Origin of the sequence: Streptomyces sp. WMMC500 (genome assembly GCF_027497195.1) — a bacterium.
GTDB lineage: Bacteria > Actinomycetota > Actinomycetes > Streptomycetales > Streptomycetaceae > Streptomyces.
On record NZ_CP114905.1, the window covers coordinates 3,476,414 to 3,490,662 of the forward strand.

The 14,249-nt window shown below is 74.2% G+C and carries 11 protein-coding genes; 5 read left to right on the top strand and 6 right to left on the bottom strand.

Annotated features, from left to right (window positions below):
• The first annotated feature begins 242 nt into the window (after positions 1–242).
• The gene (locus O7599_RS14510) at positions 243–2,051 is read left to right on the top strand and encodes a peptidoglycan DD-metalloendopeptidase family protein (RefSeq protein WP_281622576.1); all 1,809 of its coding nucleotides are present in this window, start codon (positions 243–245) and stop codon (positions 2,049–2,051) included.
• Positions 2,052–2,092: 41 nt separating this feature from the next.
• On the opposite strand, the gene pcrA is transcribed toward O7599_RS14510, so the two are convergent.
• Positions 2,093–4,528: a DNA helicase PcrA gene (pcrA, locus tag O7599_RS14515; RefSeq protein WP_281622577.1), complete on the bottom strand. Its 2,436-nt coding sequence runs from the start codon at positions 4,526–4,528 to the stop codon at positions 2,093–2,095.
• 263 nt (positions 4,529–4,791) lie between these two features.
• On the opposite strand from pcrA, the gene O7599_RS14520 reads away from it, so the two are divergent.
• Positions 4,792–5,952: an NlpC/P60 family protein gene (locus O7599_RS14520; RefSeq protein ID WP_281622578.1), complete on the top strand. Its 1,161-nt coding sequence runs from the start codon at positions 4,792–4,794 to the stop codon at positions 5,950–5,952.
• A 49-nt stretch (positions 5,953–6,001) separates the two neighbouring features.
• On the opposite strand, the gene O7599_RS14525 is transcribed toward O7599_RS14520, so the two are convergent.
• A complete protein-coding gene (locus O7599_RS14525; protein WP_281622579.1) occupies positions 6,002–6,355 on the bottom strand; it encodes a hypothetical protein in 354 nt (117 codons plus the stop codon).
• A gap of 383 nt (positions 6,356–6,738) precedes the next feature.
• On the opposite strand from O7599_RS14525, the gene O7599_RS14530 reads away from it, so the two are divergent.
• On the top strand, positions 6,739–7,785 hold the full coding sequence (locus tag O7599_RS14530; protein ID WP_281623388.1) for a C40 family peptidase: 1,047 nt from the start codon (positions 6,739–6,741) through the stop codon (positions 7,783–7,785).
• A gap of 61 nt (positions 7,786–7,846) precedes the next feature.
• Here O7599_RS14530 and O7599_RS14535 read toward each other — a convergent pair whose 3' ends face one another.
• A complete protein-coding gene (locus O7599_RS14535; RefSeq protein WP_281622580.1) occupies positions 7,847–8,647 on the bottom strand; it encodes a response regulator transcription factor in 801 nt (266 codons plus the stop codon).
• 43 nt (positions 8,648–8,690) lie between these two features.
• Positions 8,691–9,983 carry an ATP-binding protein gene (locus O7599_RS14540; RefSeq protein ID WP_281622581.1) on the bottom strand — a complete coding sequence of 431 codons (1,293 nt, stop codon included), beginning with the start codon at positions 9,981–9,983 and terminating at the stop codon, positions 8,691–8,693.
• Positions 9,984–10,115: 132 nt separating this feature from the next.
• On the opposite strand from O7599_RS14540, the gene O7599_RS14545 reads away from it, so the two are divergent.
• Positions 10,116–11,570 carry a PspC domain-containing protein gene (locus O7599_RS14545; protein WP_281622582.1) on the top strand — a complete coding sequence of 485 codons (1,455 nt, stop codon included), beginning with the start codon at positions 10,116–10,118 and terminating at the stop codon, positions 11,568–11,570.
• Complete coding sequence (locus O7599_RS14550) at positions 11,557–11,991, top strand: hypothetical protein (protein ID WP_281622583.1); 435 nt, start codon at positions 11,557–11,559, stop codon at positions 11,989–11,991. Before O7599_RS14545 ends, O7599_RS14550 begins: the two co-directional genes overlap by 14 nt.
• Positions 11,992–12,013: 22 nt before the next feature.
• On the opposite strand, the gene O7599_RS14555 is transcribed toward O7599_RS14550, so the two are convergent.
• A complete protein-coding gene (locus O7599_RS14555) occupies positions 12,014–12,556 on the bottom strand; it encodes a DoxX family protein (protein ID WP_281622584.1) in 543 nt (180 codons plus the stop codon).
• 126 nt (positions 12,557–12,682) lie between these two features.
• Positions 12,683–14,005: a hypothetical protein gene (locus O7599_RS14560; protein ID WP_348652627.1), complete on the bottom strand. Its 1,323-nt coding sequence runs from the start codon at positions 14,003–14,005 to the stop codon at positions 12,683–12,685.
• Between the last annotated feature and the right edge of the window lie 244 nt (positions 14,006–14,249).

The window sequence follows — 14,249 nt, forward strand, 5'->3', positions numbered from 1 at the left end:
TGTGAACGAACGTTATCCCCAGCATCGCGCACCTTGGCTGAACGCAACATCCTGGGAGGGGGAAATCACACGGGCGGCCACCGGCAAATCGGACAGGCATGGCCCCGGTCTTACTCTCGGGTACTCGAAAAATCGGGCAAGTGCCCCGAACGCGCCCCGGTGAAACCAAGGAAAGATTGTCGAGGCGTGGGACGCCCGGTACAGTCGCGGCAGTCTCCTGCTCCCGAGGCGAAAGAGAAGTGGTGAACGACCGTCCCCCGCCGGGCTTCCCCACCCCGGCCTCTCCTGCTGACGACGCCTCCGCCTTCGGAAGCCTCGACGGCTACGGGTACGGCTACGACACCTCCGGCCAGGGCGGCGGTTCCGGTGAAGAGCCTCTCCATCACGGCTATCAGAGCTACGACCAGACCTACGACGGCTACGACGCGAGCCAAACGGGCGCGTACGCCACCGCGGGCTACGAGGCCGGCGGCTACCTGACGCCCGACCTCGCCCCCTCGTGGGACACCGGCACGCAGTCCGTCGACTTCGGCGCGTACGGCGCGAACGGCCTCTACGGCACCGCCGATCCGTACGCCGGCCCCGACGCCTCCGGCGGCTACGATGTCTCGCCGCTCTGGTCCGAAGGCGCCGCGAGCACCCCGGCCGCCGGCGTCCCGGTCGGCGGCATCCCGCGGCAGGCGGGCCCGGCCGACGACTACGACTACGGCTACGGCTATCCCTCGGCGAGCGCGCCGGCCCCGCAGTGGGGCACCACCGGCGAGTGGTCCGGCTGGGACACGGGCACGCAGCACGAGACCGCCCAGCACGAGACCACCCAGCACGAGACCGCGCAGTACGACGGCACGTACGACTCCGCGCAGTACGAGACCCCGCAGCACCCCGGCGCGCTGTACGACTCGGCCGCCGGCTGGGACACGGGCCACTACGTCACCGCGTCGTACGCGGAGGCGGCCACGGACGCGGCGGGGTACCCGGAGGCCATGGCGTACGCCGAAGCCACCGCGTACCCCGAGGCGTTCACCGACACCACCGCCACTGCCACCGCCGCGTACGACGAGCACGCGGCCTACGCCCCGGCCGCCGCGCACGGCGGGCACGCCGACGCCGACGCGACCGCCGCCTGGGACTTCGCCGCCCTGGCGGAGCACGACGGCATCGATGGCGTCAACGGCATCGACGCGCCGGACGGGCTCGCCGGGCACGACCACCCCGGCACCCCCGACGCGCCCGAGACCCCCCGGACGCCCGACCCCGCCCCCCGCGCCGCGCGCAAGCCCGTCGGCGTGCCCGTGGGCCGTGCCGTACGCACCGGCCGCCGCCGCTGTCCCAAGCGCTCCGCGCTGCTCACCGTGGCCGTCCCGTCCATCGCCGTCGTCGGCGTGGCCGGCGTCGCCGCCGCGAGCGTCTCCACCAGCGGATCCGGCGGCGCCGAGGACGACGGCAAGACGACGCAGGCGGCCCCGGACGGGGGCACCGCCAAGGCGTCGAAGGCCAACGCCGCGCTCGACACGCAGCTTCGCGGCGTCACCGAGGACGCCGACGACTTCGCCGACCGCGCCAGCCGCACCCAGGAGCGCATCGACCTCAAGGAGAAGCAGGAGGCCGAGCGGAAGCGGGAGGCGGCGGAGGCCGCGCGCAAGGAGGCGCTGCGCCCGAAGTTCGCGGTCCCGGTGGCCAGTCCCGGGCTCAGCGCGTACTACGGCCAGGCCGGCGTCAACTGGATGTCGGTGCACACCGGCATCGACTTCCCCGTCTCGTACGGCAGCGAGGTCATGGCCGCCACCGACGGCACGGTCACCACCCGCTACGACTACTCGTACGGGAACATGCTCGTCCTCACCGCCGCCGACGGCACCGAGACGTGGTACGCCCACCTCGACAGCTACGCCATCACCACCGGCCCCGTCCAGGCCGGCGACGTCGTCGCCTACTCGGGCAACTCCGGCAACTCCACGGGGCCGCACCTGCACTTCGAGGTGCACCCCTACGGCGGCGGTGCCATCGACCCGCTCGCGTGGCTGCAGGAGAAGGGCCTCGACCCGCAGTAGGCCGCAGGCCGCAGCCCGGCCCCCCGCGCCACGAACCCGGTCTACAGCTTTTCCACCGGCGCGTACCGCAGGAGCAGCTTCTTCGTCCGCCCGCCGTCGCCGAAGTCGATCGTCGCCTGCGCGTTCGCCCCCGAGCCGGACACCTCCACGACCGTCCCCATCCCGAACTGGTCGTGCGTCACCCGGTCCCCCACCGACAGCGCGATCACCGGCCGCTCCGTCGCCCGCCCGGTGGCGAAGCCCGAAGGGCCCTGGCGCGTACGGGCCGCGGACGACGTGGACGACGCCAGCGCCGCCGCCGCGGACTCCATCGGCGACCGTCCCCCCCCGCCGCCCCGTGTGGCCGAGGCGCCGGTGCGCCGCCACTCCAGATACGCCGGCGGGATCTCGTCCAGGAAGCGCGACGGCGGGTTGTACGACGGCTGGCCCCACGAGCTGCGCATCACCGAGCGCGCCAGATACAGCCGCTCCTGCGCGCGCGTGATGCCCACGTACGCCAGCCGGCGCTCCTCCTCCAGCTCCTTGACGTCGCCGAGGGCCCGCATGTGCGGGAAGACGCCGTCCTCCATGCCGGTGAGGAACACCACCGGGAACTCCAGGCCCTTGGCGGTGTGCAGCGTCATCAGTGTGATGACGCCGGAGCCGTCCGTCTCCTCCTCCGGGATCTCGTCGCTGTCGGCGACCAGCGCGACGCGCTCCAGGAAGTCGGCCAGCGTCCCCGGGCCCTCCTCGCCGCGGTCCTGCTCGAACTCCAGGGCCACGGCGGCCAGCTCCTGGAGGTTCTCGATACGGGTCTCGTCCTGCGGGTCGGTCGACGCCTGCAACTCGGCGAGATAGCCGGTCTGCTCCAGCACCGCCTCCAGCACCGTGGCCGGCCCGGCGCCGGACTCCACGACCGTGCGCAGCTCCTCCATCAGCGTGTTGAACCGCTTGACGGCGTTGACCGAGCGGGACGCCATCCCGTACGCCTCGTCCACGCGCACCAGCGCCTGCGGGAAGGAGATCCGCTCGCGCTGCGCGAGCGCCTCGATCATCGCCTCGGCGCGGTCGCCGATGCCGCGCTTGGGCACGTTCATGATGCGGCGCAGCGGTACGGCGTCCTCGGGGTTGGCGAGCACGCGCAGGTACGCGAGGACGTCGCGGACCTCCCGGCGCTCGTAGAAGCGGACGCCGCCGACGACCTTGTACGGCAGGCCGACGCGGATGAAGACCTCCTCGAAGACACGGGACTGCGCGTTCGTCCGGTAGAAGACGGCGACGTCGCCGGCGCGCGCGTCGCCCGCGTCCGAGAGCCGGTCGATCTCGTCGGCGACGAACTGCGCCTCGTCGTGCTCGGTGTCGGCGACGTAGCCGACGATGCGGGCGCCGGCGCCGGCTTCGGTCCACAGGTTCTTGGGACGGCGGGAGGCGTTGCGCTCGATGACGGCGTTGGCGGCGTTGAGGATCGTCTGCGTGGAGCGGTAGTTCTGCTCCAGCAGGATCGTGCGCGCCTCGGGGTAGTCCTCTTCGAACTGCAGGATGTTGCGGATGGTGGCGCCGCGGAAGGCGTAGATGGACTGGTCGGCGTCGCCGACGACGCACAGCTCGGCGGGGCCGTCGGGGGCCGCCGCACGCTCCGCGCCGCCGTCACCCGGCTCCGCCTCCGCCTCCGCCGCCCCGGCCTCGGCCGGCGGGCCGACCAGCTCGCGGACCAGCATGTACTGCGCGCGGTTCGTGTCCTGGTACTCGTCGACCAGCACGTGCCGGAACCGGCGGCGGTAGTGCTCGGCGACGTCCGGGAACGCCTGCAGCAGGTTCACGGTCGTCATGATCAGGTCGTCGAAGTCCAGCGCGTTGGCCTCGCGCAGCCGCGACTGGTAGAGCCCGTACGCCTCGGCGAGCGTCTTCTCGTAGCCGTCGACGGCCTGGGCGGCCCAGCTCTCCTCGTCGATCAGCTCGTTCTTCAGGCTGGAGACCTTCGCGCTGAACGCCTTCGGCGGATAGCGCTTCGGGTCGAGGTCCAGGTCCCGGCAGACCAGGGCCATGAGCCGGCGCGAGTCCGCGGCGTCGTAGATCGAGAACGAGGACGTGAAGCCCAGCTTCTTCGACTCGCGGCGCAGGATGCGCACGCAGGCGCTGTGGAAGGTGGAGACCCACATGGCGTTCGCCCGCGCGCCGACGAGTTCCTCGACGCGCTCCTTCATCTCCCCCGCCGCCTTGTTCGTGAACGTGATGGCGAGGATCTGGCCGGGGTGGGCCCGGCGCCTGGCGAGCAGGTAGGCGATCCGGTGGGTCAGCACGCGGGTCTTGCCGGAGCCGGCGCCGGCGACGATCAGCAGGGGCGAGCCGGTGTGCTCCACGGCGGCGCGCTGCTGCTCGTTCAGCCCGGTGAGCAGCGCTTCCGGGTCCGTGACGGGGCGGGGCGCGCCATCGCGGTAGTACGGCTCGGGGGTGCTCGCGGCGAAGGCGAGATGGCTGTCGTCGAAGAGGCTGCTCATCGTCCACAGAGTCTAGGGCGCGGCACCGACAACCCACTCCCGTAGCCCGCTTTCCGCCCCCGCCGCCGCATCGGCAGTCCCCCGCCGCCGCCCCGGCGGGATGTCCGGATTCGCCGGAACTCGGGCGGAACCTGGTGGGAACCCCGGCGGAACAGTGCCCCAGATCACGAAATGGTTTCGGGCATATCGAACATCAGACTTCACAGCAGTCCCACCGAGTGGCTACCGTTCACGCACTGCCCGGACGGAAGGAGTGGCCTGCCTTGGCTTCCCACCGAAAGCCGCGGACCCGGATTCTCGAGTCGCCGGCCGGCCGCCGTACCGCCGTCAGCGTCGGCTCCGCGGCGCTGGCGTCAGCGACACTCCTCTCCCAGGAAGCCGGCGCGACCCCGGCCGAGCGGTCGATCGAGGACGTGCAGAAGGAAGTCGACCACCTCTACCACGAGGCGGAGCGGGCCACCGAGCGCTACAACGGCGCCAAGGAGCGCACCGCGCAGCAGCGCACCCGCGTCGAGCAGCAGCTCGACGAGGTGGCCAAGGAGACCGCGCGGCTCAACGAGTCGCGGCGCGAGCTGGGCCGCTTCGCCGCCGCCCAGTACCGCACCGGCGGCGTGACGCCCACCGCGACGTTCATGCTCGCGCCCGACCCGCAGACCTACTTCGACCAGGCGCACCTCATGGAGCGGCTGACGAACCGCGAGCAGGCCGCGGTCGACCAGTTCCAGGTGCGCCAGGCCAAGGCCAACAAGAAGCGCGCGGAGGCGCAGGACAGCCTGCGCGGTCTCACCGAGTCGCAGGAGCAGCTCCGGACCTCCAAGAAGGAGGTCCAGACGAAGCTGTCCGACGCGCGCCAGGTGCTGGACCGGCTCACCGAGGAGGAGAAGCGGCGCCTCGCCGAGCTGGAGCGCAAGCGCGAGGAGGAGGCGCGGCGCAAGGCCGAGGAGGCCGCGCGCCAGGCGGAGTTGGAGCGGCAGCGGCAGGCCGAGCAGGAGCGCCGCGAGCAGCAGCAGCGCGAGCAGGAGCAGCAGGAAGAAGAGGAGCAGGAGGAAGAGGAGCCGCCGCCGGACACCGGCGCCACGAAGGCGGACACGGTCCTGGCCTTCGCCGAGGCCCAGTTGGGCAAGCCGTACGTGTGGGGGGCCACCGGCCCGGACTCGTTCGACTGCTCCGGCCTGACCCAGGCGGCCTGGCGGGAGGCCGGCATCTCACTGCCGCGTACGACCTACGACCAGGTCAACGCGGGCACGCAGGTGGCCAAGGCGGATCTGCAGCCGGGCGACCTGGTCTTCTTCTACGACGACGTCAGCCACGTCGGGATCTACGTGGGCAACGGACAGATGATCCACGCTTCCAAGCCGGGCGACGACGTGAAGTACGAGTCGATCGACTACATGCCGTTCCACAGCGGCGTGCGCCCGGCCTGAAGGGGCGTGCGTAGCGGGGTCGGAGGATCCGGGCAGGAAGAGGCGGGTCTCAGGTCCAGGTGGTGGCGATGACGACGTTGGTCATGGTCATGACTCCGATCGCGGCGAAGTACCCCTTGGGGACGCGCTCCTCGGACCGCTTGAGGAAGACCATCACGAGGATCGCTATCAGGACCCCGGTCTTGACGCTGAGCTTCGCGTGGTTGAGTTCCACGTCGTCCGCATTGTTGAGGCCGGCGAGCAGGAACCCGGTGACCAGCATGACCAGGGCGCCGTGCACCATGGAGGGCACGATCCGCACCTCGCCCGTTCTCAGCGCCTTGACCTGGGTTATCCACCCGCCGAGCAGCGCGGCGACGCCGATGATGTGCGAGGCGACGAAGAGATTGATGACTACGTCCATGAGACGCGAGCGTAGCGGTTCGTAACAGCTCGCGACCATGGGGGTGACCACTTCCGGAACGTCGGTCACGGACACTAACCCGCAGCTCAGTTAGACGTGTTCGGGCGATCATAATCCGCCACCGCCGGGCACGTGCCGGTAAGTCTCTTTCATCCGCTCCTCCCGCACCGCGCCCTCGGCTTAGCGTCTCGCCTCAGGTGGTCGGCTCTCACCGCAGCCCGCGTCACCGGCGCGGCAGCCGGCCACTCGCCGAGTACCGGCGGCGGACCGCTCCCCCGTGCGGGCCGTCGCCGGACCGCGTAGGACCGCCGTCGGACCGCCGTCGGACCGTAGGAACACTGCCGGAGCAGCGCATGAAGGCGTACGACCGCCGCAAGAAAGGGGTGAACGCCCGCGTGGCGTCCCACAGTAAGGTCACGGCCCGTGCCGCCGGCGCGCTCGCGCTCGTCGGCGCCGCCACCGCCACCGCCCTCGGCGGCTTCGCCCAGGCGGACCCGCGGCCGACCCCGGCGGAGGTCAGGGCGAAGGTCGACCGGCTGCATCACGAGGCCGAACAGGCCGTCGAGGAGTACAACGGCGTGGCGGAGAAGGCGGAACGTACCGAACGGGCCCTGGACGACCTCCGGGACGAGGCGGCCCGCAAGACCGCGCGGCTCAACGACGCGCGCAACGCCCTCGGCTCCTTCGCCACCGCGCAGTACCGCAACGGCACCGCCGACCCCACGGTGCAGCTCGCCCTCTCCGCCGAGCCGGAGGAGTACCTGCGCCGGGCCGCGCTGCTCGAACGGGTCGGCCACCGGCAGGCCGGCGCCCTGGCGGGGGTCGGCCGGCAGTTAAGGGAGGTGGAGCAGGTGCGCGCGGAGGCGGGCGACCGGCTGGCGGAACTGAAGGACGCGCGGGCGGAGCTGAAGCGGCACAAGAGCGCCATCGAGGCGAAGCTCGCGGAGGCCCGCCGACTGCTCGACACCCTCACCGCGGAGCAGCGAGACGCCGTCCTCGGCGGCGACGGCCACGGCGGTACGGGGGTCGCGGGCGACCGGGCGGCGCGCGACGCCGCGCGTGGGGCGGTGCAGGCGCCGAACGCCCGCGCCGCGCGCGCCGTGGCGTACGCCCGGGGCGCGGTCGGCAGCCCGTACGTCTGGGGCGCCGTCGGCCCCGCCGCCTTCGACTGCTCGGGCCTCACGCAGGCCGCCTGGGGCGCCGCGGGCGTCTCCCTGCCCCGGACGACCTACACCCAGGCCGCGGCGGGCACCACCGTCCCGCGCTCCGCGCTGGCGCCCGGGGACCTGGTCTTCTACTACTCCGGCCTCAGCCACGTCGGCATCTACGCGGGCGGCGGGCAGATCATCCACGCGCCCCGCCCGGGCGCGACCGTGCGCTACGCGCCGGTGGACGCGATGCCGTTCGTGACGGCGGTACGCCCCGCCTGACCCGCCGGATCCGCTGACCCGCCGGATCCGCTGACCCGCCGGATCCGTCCCCGGCGGGCCGTCAGACCAGCCGGCGGGCCGTCGCCCAGCGCGTCAGCTCGTGGCGGTTCGACAACTGGAGCTTGCGCAGCACCGCCGAGACGTGCGACTCGACGGTCTTGACGGAGATGTAGAGCTGCTTGGCCACTTCCTTGTACGCGTACCCCCGCGCGATCAGCCGCAGCACCTCCCGCTCCCGCTGCGTCAGCCGGTCCAGGTCCTCGTCGACCGGCGGCGCGTCCGTCGACGCGAAGGCGTCGAGGACGAAGCCGGCGAGCCGCGGCGAGAAGACCGCGTCTCCCTCCGACACCTGGAAGATCGCGGCGACCAGGTCGGAGCCGGTGATGGTCTTCGTCACGTACCCGCGCGCGCCGCCGCGGATGACGCCGATGACGTCCTCGGCCGCGTCCGACACCGACAGCGCCAGGAAGCGCACCGGCGCCTCGCCGCTCGGCGACTCCCCCATCAGCCCCGAGCAGCGGCGCAGCACCTCGACGCCGCCGCCGCCCGGCAGGTGCACGTCGAGCAGCACGACCTCGGGGCGGGTGGCGGTGATGACCGTCACGGCCTGCTCCACGTCCGCCGCCTCGCCGACGACCTCGACGCCGGTCTCGTCCGTCACCCCGATCTCCGCCTGCACCCCGGCGCGGAACATGCGGTGGTCGTCGACGAGCACGACCCGTACCCGACGGCCCTCCCCCCGGCCCGCACCGCCCGCCGGAGCCCCGGCCGCCGGCGTCCCCGCCGAAGGCGTCCCTGCCGAAGGCGTCCCCGCCGGGGGTGTCCCTGCCGGAGGCGTACCGCCCGCTGCGTCGTCCGTCATCGTCCGCTCCTCACTGCGCCCCACCGCGCCCGCGTACGCGCACTCACTCGGCGCGCTCCATCTCCAGCTCGACCTCGGTGCCCCCGCCCGCCGGCGTGCGCAGCCGGGCGGTGCCGCCGTTGCGCTCCATCCTGCCGATGATGGACTCGCGTACGCCCATTCTGTCGGCCGGGACCGCGTCGGGGTCGAAGCCGGGACCGCGGTCCTTCACCGAGATGAAGACCTGCCGCCCCTCGACCTCCGCGAAGACCTGCACCGGCCCCGCCTCGCCACCGTACTTGGCCGCGTTGACCATCGCCTCCCGCGCCGCCTGCAACTGCGCGCCCAGCTTGTCGTCCAGCGGGCAGTCCCCGACGCACACCACCTCCACCGGCACCCCGTGATGGTCCTCCACCTCCGCCGCCGTCCTGCGCACCCCCTCGGCGAGCGTCCCGGGCTCCGCCCCGTCCTCCTCGTCCTTGCCGGTCCCCTGCGGCTTGTACAGCCACGTGCGCAGCTCGCGCTCCTGCGCGCGGGCCAGCTTGCGCACCTCGCCGGCATTGTCGGCGTTGCGCTGGATGAGCGTGAGCGTGTGCAGCACGGAGTCGTGTACGTGGGCGGCGACCTCGGCGCGCTCCTGCGCCCGGATGCGCATCAGCCGCTCCTCGGACAGGTCCTGCACCATCCGTACGAGCCAGGGCCCCGCCAGCAGCGCCACGCCCACCAGCACCGCGAGCGACGCCTGCACGACGGCGCCGATGTGCCGCGTCGAGCCCTGCATGACGAAGATCGCGCTGACCCCGGCCCCGACCAGCAGCACCCCGGCGGCGCCGCGCACGAGCGGCAGGAACTTCTTGCGCCGCGTGACCTCCGCCCACTTCGCCCGCCGCGCGTTGTCCGCCTGCCGCCACACCAGCGCCACCCCGGCGCCGATGAGCAGCAGCGGCCACACGAACGCGTTGGAGCGGCCCAGGTCGAGGCTGCCCGCGAAGATGCCGGCGCCGACGAGCAGCGCGAGGAGGGCGAGCAGTTGCCCCCTGTCGGGCTTGCGGAGCCGCTTGCGCCCGTCGGCGTCGACCTCCGCGAGCGGTTTCTCCGCCCTGCCGCCCTGGCCGAGCGGGACGAAGAACCAGAAGACCGCGTACAGCAGCACGCCCAGGCCGTTGGCCAGGAGCAGGCCGAGGAAGACGATCCGCACCCACGAGACCGGCAGCCCCAGGTGCCCGGCGAGCCCGCGCGCGACGCCGCCGAGCCAGCGCCCGTCGGCGCTGCGGTACAGCCGCCGCACCGGCCGCTCGTACGGGCCGCCAGGCGGGGCGGTGCCCTCGGGGGCGGGCGCGGCGGTGGCTGCGGTCATGCCATGCATCGTCACACGGGTGGTGCGGCTCTGGCATCAGGGTTGGCCCCCCATCGGGCCCCGGAGGATTTCAGGGTGGGCTCGGGGTAGTCCCGCCTCCCGCGCCGCGGTGGCGTCCGCCACCATGGACCCATGACGGACACGAGCCCCGGCGCGGGCCGGGGCGCGGCCCCGGACCGGGACCGGGATACGGATCCGGGCGCGGACGCGGGTACGCGGGACGCGGCGCCGGGCGCCGCACCCGACGGCGCCTCCGGCCCGGCGTCCGGCCCGGCAGCCGATCCCGTGCCCGCCAAGCCGCGGCTGCGGCGCAGCCGCCGCTACAAGGTCGTCGGCGGCGTCTGCGGCGGCCTCGGCCAGTTCTGCGGCATGGACCCCGTCATCTTCCGCATCGTCCTCGGCGTCCTCACCGCCACCGGCGGCCTCGGCCTCGTCGCGTACGGCTTCGCCTGGCTGCTGATGCCGCTGGACGGCGAGGACGAGAGCGAGGGCCGCCGGCTGCTGTCCGGCCGGGTCGAGGGCTCGGCGCTGACGGCGCTGCTGTTCGCCATCGTCGGCTGCGGCCTGTTCCTGTCCGTGCTGAACTCCACGGACACCCACTTCTTCGCCGCACTGCTGATCCTCTGCCTCGGCGGCGCCGCGTACTGGTCGCACCACCGCCGCGCGGCCGAGGAGCTGGCCGCCGACGGCGTCCCCGTGGACGACGCCACCGCCCACGCCGTGGCCGACGCCCCGCCGGAGACCGCGCCGCCGCCCGTGCCGTACTCCCCGTCCTGGTGGCGCGACCCGCTCACCAAGGACGGCGACTTCCCGCCCTACCTCTGGGGTCCCGACGACGGCGAAGGCCCGGAGGCCGTCCCCGCGGGCGCCCCGCCGAGCGCCGGCGGCCGGGCCCGGAAGGCGCCGTCCGGCGCCGGCCGGGACGAGCACGAAGCGTCCCGTATCGGCGGCTGGATATTCGTGGCCGCCGCCGCGACCTGCACCGTCGTCATCAGGGCCACCTGGGGCGCGGACCCGCTGGGCACCACGCTGGCCTACGGCCTCGGCAGCGCGCTCGCCGTCTTCGGCGTGGGCTTCCTGCTCAGCGCCTGGATCGGCCGCACCGGCGGCGGCACCGCCTTCTGGGCGCTGCTGACGACGGTCCTGCTGGCCGGTGCGCTGTGGCTACCGGACACCGTCACCGCCGACTGGGGCGAGCGGGACTGGCGCCCGGCCGCGGTCACGGACGTACGCGACCGGTACGAGCTGGGCAGCGGCGAGGCCCGGCTCGACCTCACCCGGCTCGACCTCGGCAAGGACGAGCGGGTCGAGACCGCGGCCCAGGTGGGGCTGGGGCAGTTGACGGTGCAGGTCCCCGACGACGTACGCGTGGAGCTGCGCTCCGAGGTCGAGATCGGCGACATGCAACTGCCGCCCACCACCCGCAGCGAGGATCCCGGCGACGACGACATCGACGTGTCCCCGCGGCAGGTGCGCACGGAGGTGCTGGAGCCCACGGCCGGCGGGCCCGGGGAGCCCGGGGGGACGCTGGTGCTGGACCTGACGGTCTCGATCGGGCAGTTGGAGGTCCAGCGTGCGGCGTCATAAGTTCGAGCCCGCGAAGCTGGTCGCCGGGCTGGTGCTGCTCTGCGGCGCGGCCCTCGGCCTGCTCGACGCGGGGGACGCGCTGCGGCAGCCGGACTGGGTGCCGCTGGCCGTGGTGCTGCCGGGGCTCGGGCTGGCGGCGCTCGTCGCCGCCGTCGGCTACGGCCGCCGCCGCGCGCGCCGGCGGGCGCGGGAGGCCCGTGCGACGGCGCGGGCGCGGGGGGCGGACGGGGGCGCGGCCGGGGGCGGCGGCGCGGACGCGCGTGCGGACGCGGACCTGGGTGCGCTGCCGATGGACGAGCTGCGCGGGACGTACGACGCGCGCTTCGGCGCCCGGAACCCGGACGGCCGGGGCGACCCGAACGGTCCGGACGGCCCGGACGCGGACGGCTCCGGCGGTGGCGGGTCCGGCAGACGGCCGTAGCCGCGGCAGGCGGTCCGACGCCCTACGCGAAGAGTTGCTGGCCCTTGCGGCGGCGGCGGACGGCGAGCACCGAGTCCAGCGACCAGTACGGCGCGCCGGCCAGGATCAGCGGCGTCCACGCCATCATGTACGGCAGGTCCTGGCCGTAGTAGTACGGATCCGCGGACCAGCTCATCGTGAACCACAGCGTCATCGAGAGCAGCGCCCCGCCGAGCGCCGCCAGCCGGGCCCACAGCCCCGCGAGCGTGCCGAGCCCCACCGCGATCTCACCGAGCGAGATGGCGATCCCGAACCCCGTCGGCGCCTGCTGCGCCAGGTCCACCAGGGCCGGGATGGCCACGTCGGGCAGGGTGTCCAGGGTGTCGTGCAGCGAGCCGGGCCCGCTGGAGTCGAGGAAGGCGTCGTCGGTGAGCTTGTCGAAGCCGGCGTAGACGAACGTGATGCCGAGGAAGATCCGCAGCGGCAGCAGCGCGAACCGGGCGGCCACGGCCCGGAGCCCGCCGGGCGGATCCCCCTGGGGCACTCTGCCGAGGACGCCGGTGCCGGACGCTTGGTCCTGTGCCATGTGTTGTCCGCCTCTCCTGCCGTGGACCGTGCCGGTGATCGCCCCGGCGCCGATACTTCATGTGTGGGAGGGGATACGTAAAGCGGTTCGTGAACGCTCAACCGGATCGGGTCGTTCGCGCCCGCTTCAGTCGACGATGTCCAGCAGGTACGGGGCGGACTCCGCGCCACCGGCCGTGACCACCCGCAACTCCGTGCGCCCCGGCTCCACGTCCACCGGCACCGGGACGGTCAGCCGGGTGGCGGCGGGGTTGGCGAAGCCGCCGGGCACGGGGACCAGCGGTACGTGCACGTGGACGGCGCCGATCCGCACGACCACGCGCGCCAGCAGCTCCGGCGACTCGGCGCCCGGCGGCACGAAGCCGGTGCCGCGCACCTCGATGTCGTCGCCGGTGCGGATCGCGGTGTGCAGGTCGCCGGGCTCGCGGACCCGGACGACGGACAGCACGGCGGGGCGCCCGCCGTCGACGAGCCGGGCCGTCAGATGCACCGCCGCGCTCACCGCGACCAGCGCGGCGATACCCCACGGCAGCCCCGGCAACTGCTCGGGCCGGCGGCCGAGCTGCACCAGGGCGAAGAGCAGGGCGGCGGCGGAGACGACGACGTACTGGACGTCGACGGCGGCGGCGCGGCCGGCGTCGTCGGTGAGCAGGTCGGCGGCGCGGGGGCGGGCGGCGCGGGTCTTGGTCAGGCCGCCGCTGCGCAGCCGGTACGCGACGACGGCGCGCGCGCCGAGGGCGGCGGCCCACGCGGCGGCGACGGTGACGACGAGCCCGGCGCCGCCGCCGGTGCCGGCGCCCGTCGCGGACCAGCCGAGTCCGTCGAGGAGCCGGTCGCGGGCGGCGGAGTCGTCGGCGAGTGCCAGGGTGAGGGCGAGGTGCAGCAGGGCGTACCCGGCGAGCAGCGTCCAGGCGCCGGCCACCGCGCGGCCGGTCGACAGCCGGCCGTCCTCGCCGACGACGGGCGCGAGGAGCCCGCCGCGGGCGCGGTTCAGCCACGCGGCGCCGGCCAGCAGGCCGGCGGTGAGCACGGCGGCGAGCAGCGCCGCGGTACGGGCCCGGGTCCAGCCGGGTCCGAGGGCGGTGAGCCCGACGACGAGGACGAGGGCGAGCAGGCCGGCGCCGATGACGTACAGGGTGCGCCGCCACAGCGACGCCGGCGACGTGCCGTCCGCGGCGGCGCCGCGGGCGGCGAGGGTGTCGGCGGAGCGGGTCAGCTCGTCGGAGACCCACTGGCGGGAGGCGCCGGGCGAGTGGGCGACGCCGGCGGGCACGCCTTCGCCGGCGGCGAAGCCGTCACGGCGCCGGGCGAAGTCGGCGGCGGGGTCGGGGGCGGGAGCGGGATCGGACCCGGGGGCGCCGGACCCGGCCGTCGTGGCACGGGATGCGGCAGTGGTGCCGGCGGACCCGGCCGGCGCTCCGCCGGAACCGTGCGGGACGCCGGAGCCCACCGTCACCGGGGCGGCGCCACCGGACCGCGGACCGCCGGCCGTAGCGCGCTCGGCGCCCGACCGCGTACGCGGTACGCGCTCGGCGCCCGACCGCGTACCGCCGGAGTCCGCCGGTCCGCCGGCGGCGTCCTCCGCTGCCGGGCCGCCGGCCGATCCGCTCCCGGTACCGGCACGGAGGTCCGCGGCGCCGGACTCGGTGCCGCCCGCGGCGCCCGCCGCAGGCGCGCCCGTGTCGTCGCCCCCC